This window comes from Sphingobacterium sp. xlx-130 (assembly GCF_011007405.1).
Classification (GTDB): domain Bacteria; phylum Bacteroidota; class Bacteroidia; order Sphingobacteriales; family Sphingobacteriaceae; genus Sphingobacterium; species Sphingobacterium luzhongxinii.
On record NZ_WFKN01000005.1, the window covers coordinates 210,396 to 235,497 of the forward strand.

At 40.2% G+C, this 25,102-nt stretch carries 22 protein-coding genes; 3 read left to right on the forward strand and 19 right to left on the reverse strand.

Annotated features, from left to right (window positions below):
- Positions 1 to 43 precede the first annotated feature (43 nt).
- Positions 44 to 2,926, forward strand: a complete 2,883-nt coding sequence (locus G7B18_RS09735; RefSeq protein ID WP_164109472.1) for a DEAD/DEAH box helicase — start codon at positions 44 to 46, stop codon at positions 2,924 to 2,926.
- A 33-nt stretch (positions 2,927 to 2,959) separates the two neighbouring features.
- Here the strand turns inward: G7B18_RS09735 and G7B18_RS09740 are convergent, their stop codons facing one another.
- From G7B18_RS09740 to G7B18_RS09770, 7 genes are read right to left on the reverse strand one after another with little or no spacing between them, the layout of a single operon-like run.
- Entirely contained in the window at positions 2,960 to 4,267 is a 1,308-nt protein-coding gene (locus G7B18_RS09740; protein WP_164109474.1) for a phenylacetate--CoA ligase family protein, read from the reverse strand.
- Positions 4,234 to 5,898 carry a C45 family autoproteolytic acyltransferase/hydolase gene (locus G7B18_RS09745; RefSeq protein WP_164109476.1) on the reverse strand — a complete coding sequence of 555 codons (1,665 nt, stop codon included), beginning with the start codon at positions 5,896 to 5,898 and terminating at the stop codon, positions 4,234 to 4,236. Before G7B18_RS09745 ends, G7B18_RS09740 begins: the two co-directional genes overlap by 34 nt.
- Positions 5,891 to 7,411 (reverse strand): phytoene desaturase family protein, encoded by a 1,521-nt coding sequence (locus tag G7B18_RS09750; RefSeq protein ID WP_164109479.1) that lies wholly within the window; start codon positions 7,409 to 7,411, stop codon positions 5,891 to 5,893. The genes G7B18_RS09745 and G7B18_RS09750 overlap by 8 nt, the downstream gene beginning before the upstream one ends.
- On the reverse strand, positions 7,398 to 11,072 hold the full coding sequence (locus G7B18_RS09755) for a 1-acyl-sn-glycerol-3-phosphate acyltransferase (protein WP_164122446.1): 3,675 nt from the start codon (positions 11,070 to 11,072) through the stop codon (positions 7,398 to 7,400). Before G7B18_RS09755 ends, G7B18_RS09750 begins: the two co-directional genes overlap by 14 nt.
- Positions 11,069 to 12,256, reverse strand: a complete 1,188-nt coding sequence (locus tag G7B18_RS09760) for a DUF2062 domain-containing protein (protein ID WP_164109483.1) — start codon at positions 12,254 to 12,256, stop codon at positions 11,069 to 11,071. Before G7B18_RS09760 ends, G7B18_RS09755 begins: the two co-directional genes overlap by 4 nt.
- A gap of 8 nt (positions 12,257 to 12,264) precedes the next feature.
- Positions 12,265 to 12,756 (reverse strand): hypothetical protein, encoded by a 492-nt coding sequence (locus tag G7B18_RS09765; protein WP_164109485.1) that lies wholly within the window; start codon positions 12,754 to 12,756, stop codon positions 12,265 to 12,267.
- Complete coding sequence (locus G7B18_RS09770; protein ID WP_164122449.1) at positions 12,757 to 13,128, reverse strand: 3-hydroxyacyl-ACP dehydratase; 372 nt, start codon at positions 13,126 to 13,128, stop codon at positions 12,757 to 12,759.
- Positions 13,129 to 13,236: 108 nt separating this feature from the next.
- Here G7B18_RS09770 and G7B18_RS09775 point away from each other — a divergent pair, with 108 nt between their 5' ends.
- Positions 13,237 to 13,599: a BlaI/MecI/CopY family transcriptional regulator gene (locus G7B18_RS09775; protein ID WP_164109488.1), complete on the forward strand. Its 363-nt coding sequence runs from the start codon at positions 13,237 to 13,239 to the stop codon at positions 13,597 to 13,599.
- Position 13,600: 1 nt separating this feature from the next.
- Positions 13,601 to 15,202 carry a M56 family metallopeptidase gene (locus tag G7B18_RS09780; protein ID WP_164122450.1) on the forward strand — a complete coding sequence of 534 codons (1,602 nt, stop codon included), beginning with the start codon at positions 13,601 to 13,603 and terminating at the stop codon, positions 15,200 to 15,202.
- Positions 15,203 to 15,280: 78 nt separating this feature from the next.
- Here the strand turns inward: G7B18_RS09780 and G7B18_RS09785 are convergent, their stop codons facing one another.
- The 12 genes from G7B18_RS09785 to G7B18_RS09840 form a co-directional block, all read right to left on the reverse strand.
- Positions 15,281 to 15,913: a LolA family protein gene (locus tag G7B18_RS09785; protein ID WP_164109492.1), complete on the reverse strand. Its 633-nt coding sequence runs from the start codon at positions 15,911 to 15,913 to the stop codon at positions 15,281 to 15,283.
- Positions 15,903 to 16,679 (reverse strand): polysaccharide deacetylase family protein, encoded by a 777-nt coding sequence (locus G7B18_RS09790; protein ID WP_164109494.1) that lies wholly within the window; start codon positions 16,677 to 16,679, stop codon positions 15,903 to 15,905. The genes G7B18_RS09785 and G7B18_RS09790 overlap by 11 nt, the downstream gene beginning before the upstream one ends.
- A 49-nt stretch (positions 16,680 to 16,728) precedes the next feature.
- Positions 16,729 to 17,787 (reverse strand): beta-ketoacyl synthase N-terminal-like domain-containing protein, encoded by a 1,059-nt coding sequence (locus tag G7B18_RS09795; protein WP_164122452.1) that lies wholly within the window; start codon positions 17,785 to 17,787, stop codon positions 16,729 to 16,731.
- A 173-nt stretch (positions 17,788 to 17,960) separates the two neighbouring features.
- Positions 17,961 to 19,157 carry a beta-ketoacyl-[acyl-carrier-protein] synthase family protein gene (locus tag G7B18_RS09800; RefSeq protein ID WP_164109499.1) on the reverse strand — a complete coding sequence of 399 codons (1,197 nt, stop codon included), beginning with the start codon at positions 19,155 to 19,157 and terminating at the stop codon, positions 17,961 to 17,963.
- Between the two features lie 3 nt (positions 19,158 to 19,160).
- A complete protein-coding gene (locus tag G7B18_RS09805) occupies positions 19,161 to 19,418 on the reverse strand; it encodes a phosphopantetheine-binding protein (protein WP_164109500.1) in 258 nt (85 codons plus the stop codon).
- A 1-nt stretch (position 19,419) separates the two neighbouring features.
- Complete coding sequence (locus G7B18_RS09810) at positions 19,420 to 20,025, reverse strand: 3-oxoacyl-ACP synthase (RefSeq protein WP_164109501.1); 606 nt, start codon at positions 20,023 to 20,025, stop codon at positions 19,420 to 19,422.
- Entirely contained in the window at positions 20,025 to 21,110 is a 1,086-nt protein-coding gene (locus G7B18_RS09815; protein ID WP_205600324.1) for a beta-ketoacyl-[acyl-carrier-protein] synthase family protein, read from the reverse strand. Before G7B18_RS09815 ends, G7B18_RS09810 begins: the two co-directional genes overlap by 1 nt.
- An 11-nt stretch (positions 21,111 to 21,121) precedes the next feature.
- Positions 21,122 to 21,568, reverse strand: a complete 447-nt coding sequence (locus G7B18_RS09820) for an acyl-CoA thioesterase (RefSeq protein ID WP_164122455.1) — start codon at positions 21,566 to 21,568, stop codon at positions 21,122 to 21,124.
- The gene (locus G7B18_RS09825) at positions 21,543 to 22,811 is read right to left on the reverse strand and encodes an ABC transporter permease (RefSeq protein WP_205600184.1); all 1,269 of its coding nucleotides are present in this window, start codon (positions 22,809 to 22,811) and stop codon (positions 21,543 to 21,545) included. The genes G7B18_RS09820 and G7B18_RS09825 overlap by 26 nt, the downstream gene beginning before the upstream one ends.
- Before the next feature lie 7 nt (positions 22,812 to 22,818).
- Entirely contained in the window at positions 22,819 to 23,568 is a 750-nt protein-coding gene (locus G7B18_RS09830; RefSeq protein WP_164122457.1) for an ABC transporter ATP-binding protein, read from the reverse strand.
- 5 nt (positions 23,569 to 23,573) lie between these two features.
- A complete protein-coding gene (locus tag G7B18_RS09835; RefSeq protein ID WP_164109508.1) occupies positions 23,574 to 24,575 on the reverse strand; it encodes a BtrH N-terminal domain-containing protein in 1,002 nt (333 codons plus the stop codon).
- Complete coding sequence (locus tag G7B18_RS09840) at positions 24,575 to 24,979, reverse strand: hypothetical protein (protein WP_164109511.1); 405 nt, start codon at positions 24,977 to 24,979, stop codon at positions 24,575 to 24,577. Before G7B18_RS09840 ends, G7B18_RS09835 begins: the two co-directional genes overlap by 1 nt.
- Between the last annotated feature and the right edge of the window lie 123 nt (positions 24,980 to 25,102).

Genomic DNA, 25,102 nt, shown 5'->3' on the forward strand with positions numbered 1-25,102 from the left:
TTCAGGTTATCTTAGATGCCTTCTTAAGGAAGTATTAATCGAAATGCAGCAAGTAGACAGATCCATTCGTTACCAATTAGTTTATTCACTAGGTGAACATCCCTATTTGGGCTACCTACTGGAACCGCATATTGTACAACTCAATACTAATGGTAGCCTATCCTTATCCTCTAAGAGAGTATTTTCCAATACGGTAGAAGAGTATGCTCCTTTTTTAGATGAACAGGACTACAAAATAATCAAACTGTTGGACGAGGTTGAACAGACACATGTCATCAAAAAGTACCATAAAAAGGCTATTCGTCCTGCAGACTACTTCCTAAATGCATTTGATCAAAAGATATACGATTACATACGCCCCAAACTAGAACTAAAACTCCTCAAAGCCCTAGAGCTAATCGGCCAGAAACCCTTATTCATGATGAGTAAGAAAGACGGTTATCCTGCCCACCAAAAAATACAGATAGCCGAGCACGCGGCGTCGATTCTCTTCCATTTTAGACGGAACGAAGAAGAAACACGTTATTTTCCTACACTAAAGTATGATGGACACCGTATGGAGTTCATGTATAAAAATGCGGAAGTTATTATTAATACACAGGCATGGTTACTTCTAGACAATATACTTTATCATTTTGATCAGCAACTGGAAGGGAGGAAACTAAGTCCCTTTTTAAATAAACGTTTCATAACAGTAACACGAGCTACGGAAAAGAAATACTTTGAAACGTTTGTCTCCACTCTTATTGAAAAAAACCATGTGTATGCAGAAGGCTTTGATATCAAAACGATTAAAGAAGACGCTGTTCCCGTATTAACATTAAATTACATTTTAGAAGGCCAGTCTCATGTACAATTATCTTTCAATTACGGCACCTACAACTTCTCTTCTGGAGGCGAACATAAAGTATCCGTACGTTTACATTACGATAATGAAAAAGATTGGTACACCTTCACCCGTATCCGAAGATCATCTATTTGGGAAGAAAAGCAACACCAATATCTAGAAAGCTTAGGATTAAAGCGACAAGACGCGTTATTTGGAAGCTATATACCCAATACAGAAAGTATGTTCAGTATTTTCGACTGGCTCAACACGCACCAAGAGGAACTTCTAAAGGCAGGCTTTCAAATAAAACAGGAGACTGGAAATAAGCAGATATTTATCGGAAAAACATCGTTAGATATAGAAGTAGTAGAGGATAATGATTGGTTTGACGTACGTGCCTTTGCAAATTTTGGTCCTTACAAAGTCCCATTCGTACAATTACGAGACCATATTCTCAATCGCATACAGGAATTCGTACTCCCAAATGGTGAGATCGCAATCATTCCAGAAGAGTGGTTTGCACAATATGAGCACCTCTTTCAATTTGCGGTAAAAAAAGACAGTCTACAACTTAACAAAACCCACATAGGCATACTCCATGAAATCTCAGAGCATACTGCGTTAAGTATGAATCGCAAGTTGCAAAATTTAAGCAACTTCGAAGAAATACAGCACACTTCACAACCAGAAGGTTTCAATGGACAACTACGTCCCTACCAGCAGGCAGGTTATAACTGGTTCCACTTTTTACAGCAGTATAAATTTGGTGGAGTCCTAGCCGATGACATGGGATTAGGAAAGACGGTACAAACACTAGCGCTGTTGCAAAAACAAAAAGAGGAGCTCAAAGATACGGATCACGCAAAAACCACACTGTTGATCTTACCAACCTCCTTGGTGTACAATTGGCAGAAAGAAGCTGAGAATTTTGCTCCTAGATTAAGAATACTCCTACATACAGGGACAAACAGATTTAAAGATCCTTTCGCTTTTACACATTTCGATTTAGTCATCACCACCTACGGAATCGTACGTAGCGATGAAGCAATACTCAGCAAGTGCTTTTTCAACTACATTATTCTAGATGAAAGTCAAAATATAAAGAATCCAACCTCCAAATCTTTCAAAGCGATCAAGTTGCTGAAAAGTAGACATAAGTTAGCACTAAGCGGTACCCCCATAGAGAATTCGGTATCCGACATTTGGTCTCAAATGCACTTTACAAATCCAGGCTTACTAGGAAACTATGCCTTTTTTCAAAAAGAATTTGTAACACCTATCGAAAAGAAAAAAGATGAAGCAGCAGCGAAAAGGCTACAGGCTATCATAAAACCCTTTATCTTAAGACGGACCAAGAATCAGGTGGCTACAGAACTACCTCCAAAAATGGAACAAATCATCTATTGTGAGATGTCGGAAGGGCAATCAGAGCGCTACGAAACTACAAAATCCGAATATCGAAACGCCATACTGGACAGCACTGTACAGCAACAGCGAAAAGGTTCACAGATTGCACTACTTCAAGGCTTAACAAAGCTAAGACAATTGGCCAACCACCCAAAGATGGTAGAAGATGATTATACGCATGGTTCTGGCAAATTTGATGCCGTTCTGGAAATGTTGGAAGCCCTATCTTCAGAAGGAAACAAAGTGTTGATTTTTTCTCAATTTGTTAAGCACCTGGAACTCTTTAAGACACATTTCCAAAATCAAAACATTCCTTTTGCCTATTTGGATGGTACAACAAAAAACCGTGCTCAAGCCGTCCAGGAATTTAAGAATGATAGCAGTATAAAGATATTCCTTATATCCATAAAAGCAGGAGGAGTAGGTCTCAATCTTACGGAAGCTGATTATGTTTTTATCCTCGATCCTTGGTGGAACCCCGCAGTCGAACAACAAGCAATCGATAGGAGCCACCGCATCGGACAGACCCGCAACGTATTTATCTATAAATTTATTAGCAAGGATACTGTCGAAGAAAAAATAGTGGCTATGCAGAACCGTAAAAAATCCATAGCGACATCGCTCGTTACAACCGAAGAAAGCTTCGTAAAATCGCTATCGCAAGATGATCTAAAAGAGTTATTGAGGTAATAGGCGGCAAACCTATAGGATATCGCTTATTCCTTAAGACCTATTATCAATAAAAGTAATAGGTTTACGACTTAACGGGTTGAAAACAGATTGCTGCAGATCCTCAAGGCCACACAATTCAATCTTTGGAGCTACGCGGAGTTTTGCCCGAAAATGATCCTTAATCTCATTGATAAACTCTTCCGAATCATTCGCAGATACTAAACGAATAATAATTTCATCTGTACCTATTTCATTATGGAACAATTCAATCTGATGTAACAGTACCTCCGGAAAACCAGCCAACAAATCATGCATCGCAGGAGGGTATAAAGTTGTACCCTTATACTTAACCATATGCTGTTTTCTTCCCTCGACTGGGCCAATTCTATAGGTCTTTCGCCCACAGGCGCAGGGTTCAACGTGTTTTCTTACGATATCCCCCGTTTTGAAACGCAATAAAGGCAATCCCTCCACTCCCAAAGTAGTAACTACCAACTCTCCACTTTCCCCATCCGCAACCGCTTCTCCTTGATCGTCCACAATCTCAGTAATAATCAGATCAGGTTGCACATGCCCCCCCGCAAAATGACCACACTCTGTAAATGCAGCCCCCATTTCCGTCGATGCATAAGTCGAATGCAACTTAATATTCCACTTACTAATAATACGATCCGTAAGAATGGTATTATTTAAGTCCTTGTCACGTAATGCTTCACCAATACAAATCACTGCCTTCACACTACAAGAATTATAATCAATATCATGTTGCTCGGCAAACTCTATCAATTTCAACAAAAAAGAAGGAACAGCTATTAGGTAAGTTGGCTTATATTTCAGTATAGAGTCCCATTGCATTTGAGGTATTCCAGATCCTACTCTGATTACGCCTGCCCCCAACTTTCTCAACCCAAGAAAATATGCAAGTCCAGCCATAAATCGGCGATCGATAGTCGTCATCAATTGTACCCTATCTCCGGATTTTACACCTACAGTCTCAAACGATTGCATCTCATTTGCAGCCAACCGATCTAAATCTCTATCCGTAAGTCCAAAAGTAACAGGTGTCCCCAATGTACCTGAAGTGGTACAATAATCTATAACCTCCTCTTGTGGTACACATAGAAAATCGTCGTTATACAGTTGTAAATCATCCTTACAGGTTGTAGGTAATTTCTGCAAATCTGATAATCCCTTAATCTGGGAAAGATCAATTCCGTGTTTAACAAAAAGGCGCTGATAAAAAGGAGATCTACGCGCCAGATAACTCAACTGCTCCTGCAACAAACTTTCTTGGAAAACTTCAATTGTTTCTATCGAAGAATATGCTATTTCCTTTGCTTTCTGTTCGACTTCTCCCATAATTTTCGTATTTCTTTTTCTGCTTGCACCGTAGGAATTTCCAGCGCTAACGCCGTCGACAACTCAACTACGGCTTTATCATAATCTCCGCTTTTGTACCAGTATTTACCAGCAAGATAATAAACTAACCAAAGATTCGGATTAAGCGATTTAAATTTTTTTATCCTTTCTTCTGGAATTTCTACACCTGAACGTATCGCCAACATAATACTGTCGGATTCACACTTATAATTCTCATAATCCCTATAAGCCGACGATCGCAAAAAAGCATCTTCGCCTATGGTCAACGAATCTATTTGGCGCGATCGTCCTATAGCAGACTTTTCCGCAAAGATTTCATCTAGATTATATGCCGTGAATACCCCCAGCTGATAAGGAGCATTGGACACCCAGACTAATTTATCCTCAGGCTTAAATATCACCGCATGATGAGCCAACAGGTGATTAAGTGACTTATCGTTACCATAACCAATACTCTCGTCCAAGATACCGGAGCGGTTTCGTAATATCATTGCCATTTTTGTAGGGTTTAGCCTATCTTCCCGATTCAGCAATTCCAAAAGTCGATCATACCTATATTTTGAATGACTATTTTGAATATGTGCAAGGTTGCGGTCATCATTAACATAACTATCCGATTGAAAATGATTGGTACAGACAAGCTGATCTCCATTTTCGACTTCAAAAATACCAAATCTCTTAGGCGATATCTCCAGCAATACAGCCTTTTTATCCTTTGCACTGCCAATCATCAAAGATTCCGACACAAAAGACTTTGCCTCTTTAGCAATAGCTGTAGCTTCTTCAATAGTACTTGCCCTTTCCAAAATCTCTCGCGCTACAATAGAAATAGGCTTCTTCGCCGAGAGCGGAACAGAAGATTTCCCCGCATTCATAGTCACCGTAAGTCCTTCCTTATTCATTCCAGAAACAACACCTATCATTCCTGGCCATGAAACTGACATAAACGGGATTCCTCCCTCCGGACGCACAAAGTTTACCACTTTATTCTCCGCAAACGCATCATCCACATAAAAGTCAAAATTTCGACCAATTAAAAGTTTCCCATCTTCTGTCTTATCACCCCACGAGGCCACCGATGAACACCCAACAATAGCCAGATCACGCAAGGCATGCCCTAAATCATGTGCTGCGTGCATAAACAACGTCAAACTAAAATTATCCCCCGCATAAGGATAAGCATCATTTAGATGCGAAGACAGACCATATATTTCATCCAGATAAACCGTAGGTATATAGTCATCCAATCGACGTCCATACCAATGTATAAACTTAGAGACCAAACGCTGTTTAAATCTAGAAGGGACCATATCTTCCAATTTACCCATAAAGACACTCTGTTGATACCTAAATAGATCTTCTGTCAATAATCCCATTCTATTGCCCAGATCATACGCCCCTCCAGATACATAAAGTTCCCAATTACCAGATTTATTCTTCACCAAATAGTCCTGATTACTTAGTATCCGAACAGAATCGCCTTCTTTCAAAAGTCTTACCGTATCCGACTGTTCATGGAACCGATGCGCGTAGCGCTTGGACACCTTATTTGACACACAGGAGCCACAAATTACAGCGATAAATACAAGTTGAAGGATCACCCTATCCATCTGTTGCTTTTTTAATCTTATTCAACAAATAACTTCCTCCTAATATTTCCATACAAGTAGCAACAGCACCAATGGTAACACCCAATACACCGTGCATTCCTACACTTTGTCCCACAAAATATAGGTTAGGAATTTTGGTTTTAGGTGACACTTGGCTCTGCATCTCATGATTAATGTCTTTCTGCGGGCCGTATAAATTGCCATCGCTTGTACCGATATAATCCCGATAAGATAATGGTGTAGAGGCATAGGTATCCAATACCGCACAAGGCAGCTCTGGCCAATCCAGAGCCAGCTTATCCAATATCTTACTGACTTTCTTCGCCTTAAATTTAGCATAATCTCCACCCCTATCGGATTTCTGAACAACTGTATTCTTAGATAGCTCCCATCTTTTTACTTCTTCAAAACGCATAACGCTTAAACAAGTCAACGTATCTGCAAATCCTGGCGTGTCTTTTCCTTCTGTCATAGACAGCATATACATAGTCGGCCATTGATCCTCATCATAGGCTGCGAGATTCCACAATAGCTCTTTATCCGTATGATAATACATATTTGAGGGAAGGTAGGGGATGACACCTTCCTTTAGCACAAAATGTACACTAAAGGAAGATACTGTAAGTGGAAGGTTTTGAATTCTGTCAAAATAAACCGGGCGGAAAAATTCCCGACCGACTTGTTTCAGTGTGGTTTGAGGTTCCACATTTGAAATAAACACATTGGCCTGATATTGCTTTCCTTCCTTTGTCTCCACCATATCGATACGTCCATTCTTATAATAGTAATGTACGACCTCTTGATGCCGTAATGCTACTCCTCCCAAATCTCGAAGTTGCCGTACCAACTGCTTACTAATCTGGCTACCGCCATTTATGCAGCGATACGAACTTTGGATATATGAATTGATTGTCAGTGCGTGAACATAAAACGGAGTCTTATCTGTATCTCCAGCATATAAAAAATTTGCCCCTGCTAACACAGCCCTCAACGTGTTATTCGAGGTCAACTGTTCAAAATAAGTGTATACACTAATTTCGGAAAGGGGATTTTTCTGCTTTGTTCCTTTTTCTAAATTATACAATGGAAAACATTCACAAAAAAGCTGTAAATCTGAAACATAACGCTCCAAAGCGATACGTTCCTCTGGAAAAAACGGGATTAAGTGATTGACAAAATTAGTATATCCTTGCGCCAAAGGATAGGCTACAGATTGATCTCCAAAACGAACCCAATCAAACACCTCTGGCATTGGTGCCAGATTAAGTTTATCCATGATGCCCAAATAGGAAAAATATCGGTACAGGTTCTGCCCTTTTGCCAATCCACCGATATAATGCACACCAGTATCAAAGACCTTCTTCTGTCGGGAGAATGTTTGCAGATTACCTCCAAACTGATTATTCTTCTCTAGCACACAGACCTTCTTACCCTCTTTTGCTAAAAGTACGGCAGCTGTCAATCCCCCTAGACCGCTACCTACTATTACAACATCATATTCACACTCCTGCATACATCTTCCTATAAATATGAATACCATTTTTTACAGACGCCAAAACAAATCCGAACTGCAAGAGAAAATCTAGATTATTCCCACTATTGATATTGACAATACAAGGATAAGCGCTCCAACCATTCCAAGAATAATCTTCAGCAAACAGCAATCTTGAAATTAACAGCAGATCACTGTCCTGATGTACAGCTGTGAATCGCACAGAACGGGAAGACGACCAATAGATGCTTTCAGCAACCCGTCTACATTCCTCTTCACCAATCAATCCGAGGACCTTACGCTTCCCCTGTTGCAAAGAAAGCAAATAGTCAAGTTCTCCGAAAGATGAACTCCAATGCAACCAATCCCCTCCCTGCGGTAGTTGCATATTAAGCTCCCAGAACAATTGCTTCCACTGTTTTAAGGAATCTTTTACAGAGCCAACAATTTCATCCTCTTTATAGAGATACGCCAACTTAATCTTGGCTACAAAATAATCTGCATTTTCAAGAGCAAGCCGTTGGTCTTCAAAACTCGCTTTAAAAGAGGCCGAAATCGACTTCGTCCTTTCCGAATAAGTTTTTCCATAAGTTTCATCAGCTATTGGGATACGCTCACCCACTATCGGACGAAGCTGTCCAGGAAAGATCAACACATCTCCTTTAGGCAACACATCTCCATTACCATGAATATAAACAGGCAGAATATCCAGTTGTAATTGTTCTGCCAAATAAAATGCACCTTTATGAAATCGCTTTATCTGATTGTCGTATGAACGGGTTCCTTCCGGAAACACGACAATAGAATACCCCTGTGCCACTTTCTCTCTCAAAAAGTCCAAGCTTTCCTCGACTCCATTACTTGTCGGATAAAAGCCAAGTACCCGAACAGCCTTTCCGAAAATCGGAGATTTCCAAACCCAATCGTTCACTAAAAAGATCATTTTAGGCACAAGCATGCCCATCGTAAGCGTATCTAAAAAAGAGCTGTGATTACCAATCACCACAGCGGGTCTCTCAAAACCTTCACCATAAAGATTAGTTGTCTTGTTGGTCACCAAAGGATAACCGTACAATACCGATTTCATAAATTTAGAGACAGTATAACGCAAAAATTTATCTTTACGTACCTGATGGACAGGTATTATAGGGAGTATGAGCCTCGCGAAAAACGAAAGTACGATACAGCCCAGCCCATAATAGAGAAAGAATAGTAAAGACCATAGTAAAATAAATAGAGTAAACGGAGATTTTCCACGTCTTGCTCGATCCGTTATAAAGAAACGGAAGATTATAGGGTAAAAAACAAAAGTAATAACGACGGCTGCAAAAACACCGATTAATGATACCGAAGATATCGAAATTAATGCCGGATGTTTAGCAAAGATCAATGCTCCAATCGCCAAAACAGTGGTAAGCACTGCCAATAAAATAGATGTACGAAACACCCGTAGCTCATCCTCGCCCGTACTGTATTGCTTTTGCAACGCCGCAGTCATAAAGATGCTGAAGTCCACACCATGCCCAAATACCAAAGTACATACAATTGCAGAAAAAATATTAAACTCCAGCCCGAATAAACCCATCAACCCTGCTGTCACCAATCCAGTAAGACCGATCGGGATAGAAGCAAGCAACACCAACTCCACTCGTCTAAAAAACAACCAAAGGATTAGAAGTATTGCTAGTGAAGAATACCCAACCAGAGCATTAAAATCATCTCTCAATTTCCCTAAAAAAGTCTCGTTTAGTTGTTTCCGGTCTACCACCACTACTCCAGGTATCTCTTCCAGCTTTTTGATGAGCTGATTTCTATATTTCTCATCTAGCTTAACCAATGATGATACAGTAAAAAAGCCGTTCTTACCAACGACAAAATCCCGTATCCCTGTACTAGGCAATTGTCCAAAATCCGAAAGTTGCATCGGAAAAAATGGCTCCCGTAAAAGTCCAAAAAACTGTTCATAAGCATCTGCAGTAAATCCATATTGCTCGCCTATTGTGCGAAGATTCTCTATGACTAGTTCTTTGTTATGATAATGCCAGAACGAGTTCCACGCCGCTATTTTTGCTTGTTGTACCTGAATAGGATTTAACAATTCACTGACATTCGAAAAGTCCAGTATAAGATCCTTTTCTTTCGCCAGATTAAGGTAAGCCGCAATTTCTTCATTACGCTGCAAGGCCATATCCAAGGTATTCCCAGTTGCCACCACATATAATGATTTTGCGGAAGTGTTCGTCAACTTGTCTAGACGAGTTTCGGTCTCCGCTAGATCAGTCGGCATATAATTTAATCCTGCCAAATCATTATTAAACTGTACTTTGCTACTCGTAAACAAACTAACACCAATAAGTATGACACAAGAAAAAAGCAAGACTTTACTCCGTTCAAAAGGGAATCCGGCTATTTTATCCAGCAGGCTATTATGCTTCAATTCTTCTTTTGGCTTGTAAAGGTGCGGGATAATAAGCAACGTAAATACCGCAGAAGCAACCAAAGTAATCGAAGCAAAAACTCCCAAATCAATCAATGCCGTAGAGTGCACAAAAAGAAGACATAGAAATGCTACAGCATTAGTCGTCCCAGACATCAGCAATGGCTTAGTCAATTCCTTAAACAATACTTTCACATCGGGATTTTTCTTGAAGTGGGTCAAGATATGCAAGGTAAAATCGATTGTAATACCGATTAAAACTGCCCCGATACTGAGTGATATCGCCGAAATAACCGGCTTATATAAATAAAGACAGCCCAATGCGAATACAGCCGCAAAGATAGTTGGAATGAAGACCAATACAGGTATATATAGCATCCTGTAAAACAAAACTAAAAGCACCATCAATACGGACATCGATATCAATATTGTTTTTAAGATATCCTCTTTTATCTGATCCGCATTCGCCACAGCCACCAACGCCGATCCAAAATAAGAAACGGTAACCCGTCCTTCGTAATTCGAATTCCAAGCTCTTTGTAAGCTATAAAGTTCCTCAGCAAAGGCTTTATTCCTTTCCGTCTCAGCTCCTTCATACATAGGACTTAAAAACAGAAGTATCTGGGTGCTGTCTTTGCTCATTATGAAGCCATCATACAGCAAAAAGCTATCTCCTATGCCGATACGTTGTAATTTTTCAAGTCCCATCACGGCCAATCCCAAGGGATCTTTCTGAATAAAATCACCTAAGACAAAACCCGACGGCGACGACAGAGTCTGGTAATTTGAAGACATTCTTTCAGACATCCCCTTCATCGATATACGTACTGCCAGACTATCATAATCCGCATTATCCAGAAAGAAAGGGATATGTTCGTAAACAAAATCATAGGCCTGACCAACAGCAGTATCGTCTAGGCGTCCATTGATCTCCTTGATGTACACACTATCCTGTGCTAAAGTATCAGCTAGATGTTGAGCTGCCATTGCAAGATCTTCGACAGGTGTAGATGGCGTCCGCTCCAACAGCACCGTAATCTTATCCGAGAAATTAATCTGTCGAATCGCTTTGGTTGTTAAGTCTGATTTCTCACTTTTAGGAACGATTTGTGTAATATCTTCTTCAAAGCGCAACTTAGACGCCAGAAATCCGAAAAACAATAAAAACAAAAAGGCTATCACACCGGCTATCGTTTTATTCCGCTGTACCCAACAATAGATATGGTAAAAAATCAAATGCATCATTCTGCTGACACCGATTTATCCTGTCTCATTCGAATCAAAATATAACTTCCAAACCCAACGAGCAGTCCCATTACGGTGGACAGGATCAAAGAACCTACAAGATACTGTATCAAGTGTTGCTGTATTGTCCCAAAGTTGATGGTCTCCAACTCGAACAATTCCTTGGAGTTTGAGGAATGAAGTATTACCCCGCCAACGACCAGCGAGGCGTATATAATCAAAGGAATAAATGGAGGTAAACTTATATTTGAAAAAGCAAAAGCCAAAACTTTGTTAAGTCTAAAGAATACAGATAACGTAATCACTAATGCCGTCTGAAATCCCCAAACTGGAGCTATTCCCATAAACACGCCAAAACCGATTGAAACCGCCATCTTCTCAGGAGAGTCTTCTGAACCAAAAATATTCTCTTTAAGAAACTTATTTAGACTTTTTTTTTTAAATGAATGAAGAAAATTCTTGGGAATAATGTAGAAAAATGTGAGAAAGACAAGCACTGTATTCAAGATACTAATACGCGTAAAATCCTTAAAAGGTCGAAAGTGAGAAACCCGCTCCACCGGATCGTACAATACCTGCACCGGGACATTCTTTACCTCAACACCGTTCCACGCAGATCGCACAATAATCTCAATTTCAAACTCAAACTTACGGCTATAGTATTTCTTCGGAATAGCCTGTAGTGGATACGCTCGATATCCCGACTGCGTATCATCCAACTTAATGCCCGTCTCAAACCAAAACCAAAAATTAGAAAACTTGTTTCCAAAAGATGATTTTTTCGGTACCGAATCCTGTGTCATATTCCGTGATCCAATCAACAGGACTGGATTCTTTGACTTTTCAATCTCGTTAACAAAAATTGCTAGATCACTGGGATAATGCTGTCCATCCGAATCAATAGAAATGGCATACTGATAACCAAGTGCCCTCGCTTTAGACAATCCTGCTCTTAAAGCACACCCCTTTCCTTTATTCCGGTCAAAATCTATCCGTTCAATCTGCGGATAGTCTCTTAATATATCGATGGTCCTATCGGTAGATCCATCATTTACAACGAGTACCTGTTTTGTATAGTGTAAAACGCCCTCCAACACACGACGTAGAGTTTTGTCATTATTATAAGTCGGTATAATAACAATGATGCCCAAACTTTCGAATCGGTGCTGTAAGGTCTCTTCCATGACAAATTTTACGGAGTTAATATACGCAGATCAGTAGCAGTAAAGATTTTTGAACGTGTACTTGCATAACGCCTTACAGCTTCTTTTACTACTTTAGGCTGCGTATCAAAATTAGTCAAAATCATTTGCTTATCCGTATTAATATTTCCTTTATACTTTAGGATTTTAGGCGTATTCTCTTGAATGATCAACCGTACCAAACGGATTTCAATATTATTAGGAGCAGCAGCGACAGCACTTTCGATATCCTTGGCACCATCGATAAACAATTCTTTCTTCATTTTTCTATCCGATACATAGCGCGCCTGCAAAGTGTAAGAGGCTCCCTTATAAGCCAACAATACCGGATCAGTCTTGCTATAGTTCTTAAGCTGGTTATACAATGTCGCCGTAAATTCTTTAGAAGTATCCGACTTTTCAAAATTTGAACGGACCGAAGATAAATCGACCTCAAACCATAACGAGGTTGTCAACAAAAAAGAGATAAAAATATTAACCATCTATTTCACCTTAAATGTACATACCAATTTTAACGCGACCGTATCTTCAAAATAGGTCACATTTTTCACCTTATAATCAGACTCGTCTGAACCCGAAATGTCAATTTCTAATCTTAAATCAGCATTCACCTCGGGATTTATCAAGGCCATAAACTTCACATTGGAAGATTTATACATAAAAAGCTTCTTCTGTAAAATCTGTTCGCTCAATTCCTTTACAATCTGCATCATACACACTCCGGGTGTCACCGGTTGATCTGGAAAATGTCCCTTAAAAATAGTATGATGTTTATTTAAAGCAATTGCAGCGACATATTTATCTCCGCCAAGGTTCTGTAAACTATCTATTGTATAAAAATTCTGTAAAAGCATATATCCTTTTTAGTCTTCAAAGATAAAAGAATTTAAATTTTATTTTGCATTTACGAATTATTTCGTAGATTTGATTACGAAATAATTCGTAGATAAACTTAAGAAGAGATGAAACCCACTGAGAGTGAAATGGAAATCCTACAAGTTCTTTGGAACAAAGGACAATGTAGTGTACGCGAAGTCTTCGAGACCCTAGATAAGAAAGATGTTGGTTATACCACCATCCTCAAACTTATGCAGATTATGCACGAGAAAGAAATGGTGACTCGAGATACTACTTCAAAAACACATATATATACCGCCAATATCAATAAAGAAAAAACACAATATCAATTCTTGAATAAAATGATTGATACCGTATACAATGGTTCGATGTCAAGATTGGTCATGCAGGCCTTAGGTAACCACAAGGCCAGTAAAGAAGAAATAGACTTGATCAAAGATTATTTAAATCAACTAGAAAACAAGTAACATGGAAGCATTGATATCATCTATAAGTACAGCTTTGGGTTGGAGTCTCCTACATTCCTTATGGCAAGGAGCCGCTATATACCTTATTCTGTTTGGGCTGTTCCTCACTATTCCGGAATTAAAAGCAGCCACAAAGCATAACCTTGCTCTAACGGCTCAAATTGCCGTTTTTACAAGTTTTGCTTATACATTTTTTAATCTGTTGGACTATGCGTCTCTATCAAATAGTTACAGTACCATGCCCTTGGACAACAAAACGCTATTCTATATGGACTACTTCCAGGAAGCAGGTCCTACCGTACAGCAATACTTTATTTACATTGTTCCGTTATATCTTCTCGGCATTCTTGCGCAATCTATACTATGCGTCAACAGCTATCTCCGTATTAAAAATTTAAAGCGGCTCTCAACCTTCGCCGTTCCTCTCACATGGCAACAGCGCTTTTATGATGGTATCGTGAGCCTTGGTATAACTAAAAACGTAAAATTATTCTTATCGGAATCTATATATGAACCTTTGGCAATGGGTTTTTTCAAACCGGTCATTATCTTTCCAGTCGCTTATGTAAACAAGATGTCTCTGTCCGAGGTAGAAGCAATCCTACTGCACGAGTTAACACATATCAAACGGAACGACTATCTATTGAATATGATAAACATCGTACTCGAGACCATCTTATTTTTCAATCCTTTTATATGGCTTATGTCAAGACACACGCGTACAGAGCGTGAGCAAGCCTGCGATGACAGTGTCATAAAACTTCTTCCTGAACGTACACTTTACGCGAAAGCTCTCCTTAATGTCGAGTTATTAAAACAGGATGCGAATTCCGTTAGAATGACTCTTGCTGCCACTGGAACGAAACATAAATTATTACATCGAATAAAAAGAATAACTCAAGTAAAAATGGAAACACCATACACCAACATCAAACATCAACTGTTAGCCTCGCTAATGGTGATTTTTACGCTGGTATCCGTCGCATGGGTACAGCCCGAAACAAATGATGTAGCTGAAAGAAAGGCTACATCATTAACAGAGATAACGAATATCACCAATGAACTAGATACAATAGCACATGTTAAACAAGAAATCAATCTCGAACATGTTACTAACCTCTCAGCTCCATGTACAACAAATACCACTACAGGTAAAACAATTGTATCACAACAGGATACAAATAAAATCAATCAGTCATTTCGCGAAAAATTTGAATCCCCACAATGGCAGGCTCACATCCTCAAAATCGAGGAAAATGCCCAAAAAATAGAAGAAAAGTTTAACTCGCCGGAGTGGAAAGCACACGTCGCTAAGATCGAGGAAAATGCCCGAAAAATAGAAGAAAAATTTAACTCGCAGGAGTGGAAGGCACACGTCGCTAAGATCGAGGAAAATGCCCGAAAAATAGAAGAAAAATTTAACTCGCCGGAGTGGAAGGCACACGTCGCTAAGATCGAGGAAAATGCCAAAAAAATAGAAGAAAAATTTAACTCGCCGGAGTGGAAAGCACACATCGCTAAGATCGAGGAAAATGCCCGAAAAATAGAAGAAAAATTTAACTCGCCGGAGTGGAAAGAAAAATTCAAACAAAACGATCAATAGTAAACATCATTTTGTTTCAGACAACGGTCTTGTAATTAATTCCTATTTACAAGACTGTTCTTTGGTATAACGGGAAGATTACAGATCAAAGACAGAATCAGCCAATGTACTGTTGACTTTATGATTGGTAAACACAAAACGAGTTGAACCATTTGAATTATCCATCAACCTAACCTCTGAGACCTGATTTGTTGATTTATCAAAATGTAAGACCAATTGTTTTATGGACTTCTTAAGCTCCTTGGGCAAAGGGTCTAATTTCAGAATATACTGTTTAGTGGTACGAAAATAAGAAGCCGAAAACTCAGCGTCCTCGTAGATAGCCCCACTCATACTGCCTTGAATCGCTTGACTAATTTTTTCAAACTGCCTATTACGACTTAAATCCATTGCTTTTTTCTTTCCCTTCTCCTCGATGGTCATTTTTTTATTATTGAATACCATTGTGTACGCGGTAGGACTCGTATAGAACCAAGCTAACTTATCTGGGTTTTTGACATAAAACTTACCCGAAGATACCAGCTCCTTTTTTACATACCCCACTTTTTTATATTGTACAAAATCCGCTATTAAGGTTTTTATTTGTACTGTTTTACGCATTACATCCTGAAACTTAGAAACCTCATTCGCTGACATTTTTTGCTCTTGAGCAACGACAATAGTTAAAAAGGAAAGGGATAAAAAAATGAGAAATAAAAATCTAATCTTCATATGCATGCAAATTTAGCAATTCATCTGTAGTTACCGAATGCCAATCACGTTCTTTCATATAGGACAAAACCCGCTGCAAAACCCGTAAAGTCTTTGCAGAAGTATCATGAAATAATACGATATCTCCTGGCTGCAATCTCCCAACAACACGTTCATAGATCTTATCTTCATTAGAGAGGATCGTGTCCAAAGAGCGGATACTCCATCCGATAACCTGATGTTTCGTCTCTTGGACTGCTTTAGCCACGGAAGGATTAGTCACGCCAAAGGGAGGTCGGAAAAGCCGGGTCTTAAGAGGAACTAAGTTATTGATGACGGCATCACAACTATCGATCTCCAAAACCACTTGATCTGCAGTAAGGAACCCGAACGCTTTTGAATGAATCATCGTATGATTACCAATCGTATGCCCCTCCTCCAGGATCCGTTTGAAGATTCGAGGATGTTTATCTATTTGTTTGCCTATACAGAAAAAAGTTGCTTTTGCACCGTAACTCTTTAACAGATCCAAGAACTCCTCCGTAATCGGTGTCGGTCCATCATCAAAGGTTAGTGCCAAGCTATGGCCGTCATGCCTTGCTTTTTTATAAAAAACATCTGTAAAATAACTCTGACGAATATCAAAAGAACCCCAGGTCGTCAATCCGATCCAAATCAAAACCAAAAGAAAACACCAAGACCAAGATATTACAGAAAAGACAGCCAATATCGCGGCTAATATCCCCAAGGATAGCAAAAATGGAACGATATTTTTATGTTTGAACATATTTAGCAATTATCTTATTATGCTATGATCTAGTTGTCCTGTTAACTCCCTAACTTCTTTTCAATAACACTAAGCTATGATCTCCCCCCATATACTGGTTATATAATAAAACGTAATTAAGCGGTATTTGTTTTCCAGCCTTCCAAACAATATTCTCTGGAATACGCTGTTCTTTTAATACATAAGCAGCGGTAGCCATACCGAAGGCTGAAGCGATATCAGAATGTCCATAAAGATGCTTATAGTACAGCTGTACCCGATCTTCGAACAATTGGCCTAACTGCTCAAAATAATAATCATACGCTACATCGCCACTATTACCAAGGACCAAAGCCGAAATAGCGGATCGATCCACTTTATTTATTTCGAGAAAACTATCAATAAAAGTCGCTAGCTCATCCTTGTCCACTCGATTTTTTATGCATACATCTACCACTTCCGCATAGCTGTCTAAGGAGGAGACATTGCTAAGGGCAAAGAAAGTAGCACCTTCACCGTAGTTGACTCCCTTACTCTTCGATGTACGTATTGTTTCCCGCACCTCGTCAGCTTTCACTTCTCCGATCAGCTGTTTAAGGGTAAAGGTATGCCCCGATATTTCATCGATGCCACCAACGAGTATAGTGTGTGCATTTCCTTCCTCACACTGCTCTAAGCTATCTAACAATGCCGACTCAAAGGATACCGCTCCATTTACGTAAGTAAAGTTATAAGCTTTACAGCCCAATCGTAACGCGATCTGTGCACCAACAGTATTATGCGTAGATTGAATGAATGAAGTAGGTGTTAAAAACTCCTCATCATTATCCAACACATTTTTTAGAAACTTTTCTGAATCCTCCAAACACCCTAAGCCCGTACCTGTAATCACGGCATCCAACTCGTTCATACCGGCCTCATCTAAGGCCTGTTGCGCAGCATATATCCCCATCTTAATCCCCTTGGACATACGTCTGATCATGTTGGGCGCAATAAGCTCTTTGTAGGAAGGCTGTTGAGCATAGGCTTTACTCTCGATAATCTCCACAGCCTCATCAAAAAAATCAGACCGCCAGATCCCTTGAGCAGAGACCCCACCGATACCTTGAATAAAGCACTTTTCTTTCATAGGTGTATTACTTATTTTTTAATGGCAACTAACTTGTCCCGATACTTCGGGATGGAATACTCATGGGTGTTTGTACTTCGCTAAACATGAGTATTTCATTTCTCTTTTTATATGATCGAGTTAACCAGTTATCTTGTTGTCGAGTTATCTTGTTATCCAGACAACTTAATTAACTATCTCCCAAAAATTAATGTCGAACAATTACCTCCAAATCCGAAAGAGTTGGACAAGACATACTCAATTTTCTTATGCAATACATCCACTTGCGGGATTAGATCAAACTCTTCCATTGCTGTCTCAAAATTAAGATTTGGGAATACAATTCCTTCTCGAATAGCCAAAACACTATACACCGCTTCTATTGCCGCCGCCGCCGCCAAGGTATGTCCCGTAAATGATTTGGTAGAACTGAATATAGGCACCTCCAAACCAAAAGCCCGCAAAAGTGCCCTGCCCTCGGACAAGTCATTATTGGGTGTAGCCGTTCCATGCACATTGACATAATCGATCTGACTATGGTCTATTCCGCTGATCGTAAAAGCCTTCTGCATAGCTAAAAATGCACCTTCACCATTCTCAGACGAAGCCGTCTGATGGAAAGCATCATTCGCATTACCATAGCCAACAACATGCGCTAATACCGTCTTTTCTTCTTTAGCAATCAACTCTTCCGATTCCAAAACCAGATAAGCTGCTGCTTCTCCCAGATTCAGTCCTTTACGATGCTGATCAAAAGGTTTACAATAGGTATCTGACAAAATCATGAGCGTATTAAAGCCATTCAACGTGAATTTGCTCAAGGCATCAGTACCTCCCACAATAACGCGGTCCAACCGACCACTTTTTATAAGTCTGGCGCCAAGCATAATCGCATTAGCAGCCGAAGAACAAGCCGTGCTGATGGTCGTAACAGTACCTCTAAGCCCCAGATCATCAGCAATATGCTGCGTAGACACACCAGCATCGTGACTACGTATATAATGCTGTAATTCTACGTCCTTCATATAGGCATAGAAATATTTTTCGGTAACATCCATTCCACCAACACTGGTAGAAGATATCAATCCAGTCCGGATAGACGTGTCATACAGATCCAGCCCCGCCTGTTGCACTGCTTGACGGGCAGCCAGAATCCCTAACATCCCCGTTCGGGTCACACTATGTCCTTTTATAAGACCGATACGTTCTTCTAAATCGCTATTGGAAAGCTTAATTTCACCGACCAAGACATTATCCCGATGCCTCGTATCGAAATTATCAATGCGGCTAATTCCACACCGTGATTGAGACAATGCCATTAGGTTCTCTTCCACAGAAAGACCTATGGCCGAAACAACCCCCATTCCGGTAATACCTACACCGCTGGACATCAGCTATTTAGTTCTATTTTTCGAAATAAAATCAGCCATTGTATTGATCGACTCAAATATAGCCTTACCCTGCTTAGGATCACTCAACTTGATTCCGTAACCTTTATCCAACAGAACGATAAGCTCTAAAGCATCGATAGAATCTAATCCCAGACCATCTCCAAACAAGGAGTCATTATCATTGATATCAGATACGGCAATATCTTCTAAATTTAAAACCTCAATGATCTTACCTTTTAGCTCTTCTTTTAATTCTTCCATTTTATATTAAAAATAATTGATCAATTTGTTCTATCGTATGCGGTATTATCCCAGTGCGTTCGACTGTATACATGACCGCCTTATACTCTTCTTCAAATAACTCCACCCAACCACATAACACACGTGATGCCTTTCCGGACAGCAATAGATACGCTGCATAAGCATGCAAACTCTTCACATCATAGCAATCAGATACAAAAAAAGCATTCTCTGCCAGCAAATGATGTCGGATACACAGCTCTCCTACACAAATATTTGCCAATGTATATACAAATATCGCAGGGCTAGGATAATAATTCGATTCCTCCTGAATCGTTGCCCAATGTCGCATATCCGTGTCCAGACTACCGGATCGATTTGCCAAGATAACCGCAGTATCCTGTACACTAGCCCTACCACGCAACAAGTACTCACCCGCTGTGATTGCCAACTTACTCAGATTGTCCATCTTATAAAACTTAGGATAATCGACCTGAATATTTTTCACAGCATCTTTTACAAACGTAGCAAATGAACTAGCTTCACTCGAATACACAACCTCTCCATTGACCGCCACCTGTCGATCAAACACGGTTGTATACGCTGATATGTAAAATGTTTCTGCCACTACACCTTTTTTATAATCATAGCCGTGTTACTACCCCCAAAACCAGATGCCGTCTTCAGGCAACAATTTAAAGCCGTTGAAGAAGAATCTTGAATAATATTCAGGTATTTAGAAGTCCCCAACCGCGTAAAACCCTTTGTCGCAACTAACCTGTTTTCGTACAGGGACTTGGTAGATATTGCCAACTCCAACAAACCAGAAGCCCCCAAAGTGTGACCATAGTAGCCTTTTAAACTATGCGTAGGCACACCTGATAAACCCAAACGATTAAATGCCAAAGCTTCCATCTCATCGTTGTACAGTGTTGCTGTACCGTGTGCCGAGATAAAATCAATACTATCATTTGTAATACCGGCCTCCTTAAAAGCAGCTTCTACACTCCTTACCAGCCCCTCCCCTGTACGTGATGGTCCAGATATATGATTAGCATCATTGATAGCTCCTTCGCCCAGGATCTGTACCAGACTTCCTGCCTGATGACTAGTTACCCAAGCCGCAGCAACAGCTTCTCCCAAAGTCACACCATCACGTTCCGCATCAAACGGACGGCATGGTCCACTACTCATTGCCTGAAAAGACTGAAATCCAGACAGTACAAACTCACTGACCTGATCAGCAGCTAATACCAATATCTCATCGTATTGCCCCATCTGTATCAATCGTTTGGCAACTGATACCGCCAACAATCCCGAAACACAGGCATGAGAAACAACTATAGGTTTGGCGATAAAACCAAATCTATGGGCCAATATCTCACCCATTCGCCCCAATTCAACCTCCTGAATAGATGTAGACCCTAGTTTATCAATATTCCCTTTCGTTGTCGAAAGCACAAAACCAGTCCGTGCTGTAATTATTTTATCCCTTAGCAACGGTGATATAGCCTGTAGGGACAGATTTTCCAGAAAAGATAAAGACAGATCTTCCATTAATGACAGTGGATCAACAAAGCAAGCTACAGGCACACTTTTAAGCATTCCTATATCTACCGTGCGGATGGCACTTTCTCCCTCCATTAAGGCAGACCAATTGCTTTCCAGATCCATTCCTAATGGACTTACACAATTTACTGTCGATATGTACACCGGTTTAAACACTATACTAATCCTACTTTCTTCTTCCAATTCAGAATAAAATCAGGCGTATTCAACGTCAATATACCTTCATTATCCAAAAAGACCTGTGTAGTTTCACCTAGACAAACCAAAGCCCCCTGTGGGTTAAAAATCCGATACTTAAATATCATTTTTGCTGCCGGCGTATCAATAAAGGAAGTTTCTATCCTAAACTTATCCCCGTATCGTAATGGAAGCTTGTGTTCACAAATAGTTTTAACGATAGGCGTTGTATACCCAGCAGCCTGTACCGCAAGGTAATCTATGCCATATTCTCTCCCGAAAGCTTCGCGCCCGTCCTCAAAAAAAGTAATATAATGTCCATGCCATACAATCCCCAACGAATCCACTTCGTTAAATCGAACTTCAGCCCATTTGGATATTGTCAAATGACTCGCCTCGTTATATAGTTCTTTTCTTCTTATCATATAGGACAGCAATCAGCAAGGTAAGTATAAAAAACAAAAGTAATAAAATTAGTTGAGGCAGAATAGCCGTCCAACTCCCCTGTCGGAGCAGAATATCATAAAAACCGTTCAGCGCCCAGTTCATAGGAGAAAGCCTCGAAATAGTCTGCATAATAGCAGGCATGACAAAGACAGGCACCCATACACCACCTATCGCGGCCAAAATAACAACAAATGTAGCTCCAAACGGAGCAGACTGCTCCTGTGTAGTAGCTATTGTCCCCAATAAGATACCGAAACCTATGGCTGCAAGCCCTGCAAAAAGTGCCATGGTAGACAACTGTATAAAATTAGAGCCCACCTCAAAGGAAGGTAAATCTAACAGAGGAAATACATATACCCCAACAACAAGCATCAGGTAAAATTGAATCAGACTAACCAATAAATACGTAAAAGTCTTACCCAAAAGAAACAACGTATAAGGTACCGGGTTCGTTATAAGACGAACCATAGTACCCTGTGACTTTTCTTTCACTATATTGATAGAGAGAGGCACTACAATAAAGAAAATAGCAAATAAAGACCAAGCCGGTACATTATGCTGTACAGCACTAGGTTTTATAGAAATCCCTCCTTCCGTAGGACCAATTTCACGGTATTGAAGAATCTGATCCTCATCAAATACAGCTTCTTCACTGACACCCAGTTCTTCCTGAAATACTTTATAAACCTTGTCTTTTTCAATCGTAGCAATCAATTTATCGATAGAACTTTTTATCGCTGTTTTAAAAGATTCCTGTGTAGCAGGATCAAAATACAAATTAACATCCTTCTTTTGGATCACCACTGCAGCAGCATGCACCGTATCCGAATCGGAATACGAGAACTCTGCCATTACCATGTCCACATTCTGTTTAATATGTAGATTCAAATCTTCACTCAGCTTTGGCGGAAGCACAATAGCCAATTGATAATCTCCTCTAAAGACAGCTTCCTTTGCGGATGCCTCGGACATTGTCTGATCGCCGATTTCCTCTACAATAATAAAATTTCCTGTACTACCTAGTTCTTTTCTAACCGTTTCGGCAATCTCTCCTCCATCATTGTCTACCAGTAGCACCGGGATCCTAGTTCCGGTAATAGAATCGAAGGACCCTTTTTGTACCATAGTAATGGTGATCAACAGAACCATAGGCATCACAAAAAGAATAATAAGTCCACCAATATCTCTAAACTGGAGGATTAATTCCTTGCGAATAGCCATCGACAACTTATATAACATCCCTAAGCCCCCTTCCTGTCAATGCAATAAAAACATCCTCCAAATTTCGTGCTCCCTGAGTCTTATGGATGAGTTCCTGAGGAGCCCCTTGAGCGATGATCTTTCCTCCTTCAATAATGGCAATACGATCACACAGTTCCTGTGCTTCAATAAGATGGTGCGAGGTATAGACCAAGGTCATACCAGATTGATTTCGTTCTTTTAAAAACTCAAGGATTGCATTTTTCGACTGCACGTCCACCCCTACAGTAGGTTCATCCAGAAAAAGCAACTTAGGATCATGTAGAATTCCCGCCAATAGATTGACCCGACGCTTCATACCTCCCGAGAAAGCGCCTATTTTTTTATGTGCAAACTTTGAGAGTCCCATTTCAGCTAAACCCACCTCAACCAATTGGTTTAGATTCTTTCCTTTCAGGCCATACATTGCTCCAAAATAAACCAGGTTTTCCGTAGCCGTCAGTGTAGGGTACAAAGCATACTCTTGCGGCACTACACCAATTAATCGACGGATAGCCATTGCCGACTCTCTATAAGAAAGGCCAGCAATCGTAAAGTTACCTGATGTAGGCTTGAGCAATCCACATAGCATAGAGATTAATGTCGTCTTACCAGCTCCATTGGGGCCCAACAGACCAAATACCTCCCCTTTGGAAATCTGAAGACTAAGATTCTCCACCGAGTAATAATCGGCGTCTTTATATTTCTTAGAAAGGCTATCTATTCGAATGATCTCCATATTATCTAAACAGCTTTTTTCAGCTTCTTAAAAAACGCTTCTTCAAGATCCGCTAAGTGGAGCAACTCCGCAGACAATGTATTATACACATCCCCTTGATTACTTCTCTTTTTATACACACGAGACGCATTAACAGCAAAATCACGCCACAAATCACCAATCGCTGTCATTTCTGTAGATAAATCGAGTAAGGCAGTATTATTGATCTTATGTCCCGCTTCCTGCAAGAAAGCAGAATAAATATAACGGAAACCGCCACCGCCAGTCCCTATCTCCTCCTGCATACGTACCATCTGAGCCAAGTAATAATTAGCTTTGGGCACACCTACCTTTTGGGGCCACTTGGCAATAGCTTTCGCTACTGTACGCATTCCCCTTACCCCGACTATAGGAACAGGAGCCAACATATCATTACAGGCCTTCCGTATCGATTTACGAATAGCCTTGCCCCAATCAATCTTATGCTCAGCAGGCACATAGGTTGGATAATATAAATGCCCTTTCGGAGCCAGCACACCTTTTGCAAAACGCACCCGTTCCAACTCCTTTTCCGTCAATCGATGTACGCCTTCCATAGTAGGATCGCTCACGAGATACTCATCACCTTCCTTACCATAGATAACCAGATTATGCGCATTGAAATGGAACCGATAATCATCCGGAAAATAGGGTAAATGATAGACCCCCACCTGCAATCCCGAAGGGATATTCTGTTTCAGATTCGCATCCAGCTGCTGCTGGGCCTTCACCGGACTTGCAAATTTCTTGCGCTCAATTTTAATCCCCAGACGCTTAGCCATACGGCTAAAGATCCATCCTGGCATAGGACGGTAGCTCAATCCCGGAGCATTACTGACTTTCAAAAAGGGCAGATAAACATAAAATATACCCGCACCTAAACCAAAAACCATAGGCTCAGAGAGATTAAGTCCCTTATCCTTCAATAAGTTTGAAGCCACCCCACTTTCACAATGTGCAGATTGGTGATGTGTAAAATCTAACTGCATTAATCTCCTTTAAAATTCTTTAACTCTACTATTGTGATATCGAATGCATCAGCATACTTCTGTAACCGATCATCACTCAATTTATTAAATACCGTTGGTCGGAAATGACGCTTAATACGCCATTGCCAAAAGCCTGTATATCCCGACAGGACACCTACATCCATTCTCGTCAATAACATATAATAATAGACAGGGCTCCGCTTTCCGGCCTTTACATCCGCTTTAGCCTGATCGATTTCAGCCTGTAGAACTTTCATCGTATGATCTTGTACGATATTCTTCGCTTCCCATCCTGTACTCAAAGCGGTGGTATATTCACCATCCTCATCTACTGCATAATACATTTCTCGAGAGCCTTTTTGCACAATCCGGCCACTATCCTGAGGTACTTCTGACTTTTTCATATGTATATAATTTGATTTTCAGTTGCCATATGGAATATCCAAACTATATTCATTCGTGTTTATGCGGCCGGTACTACATGGATATTTCATATGTATATAATTATTTCATGAGTTCGAAAGCTC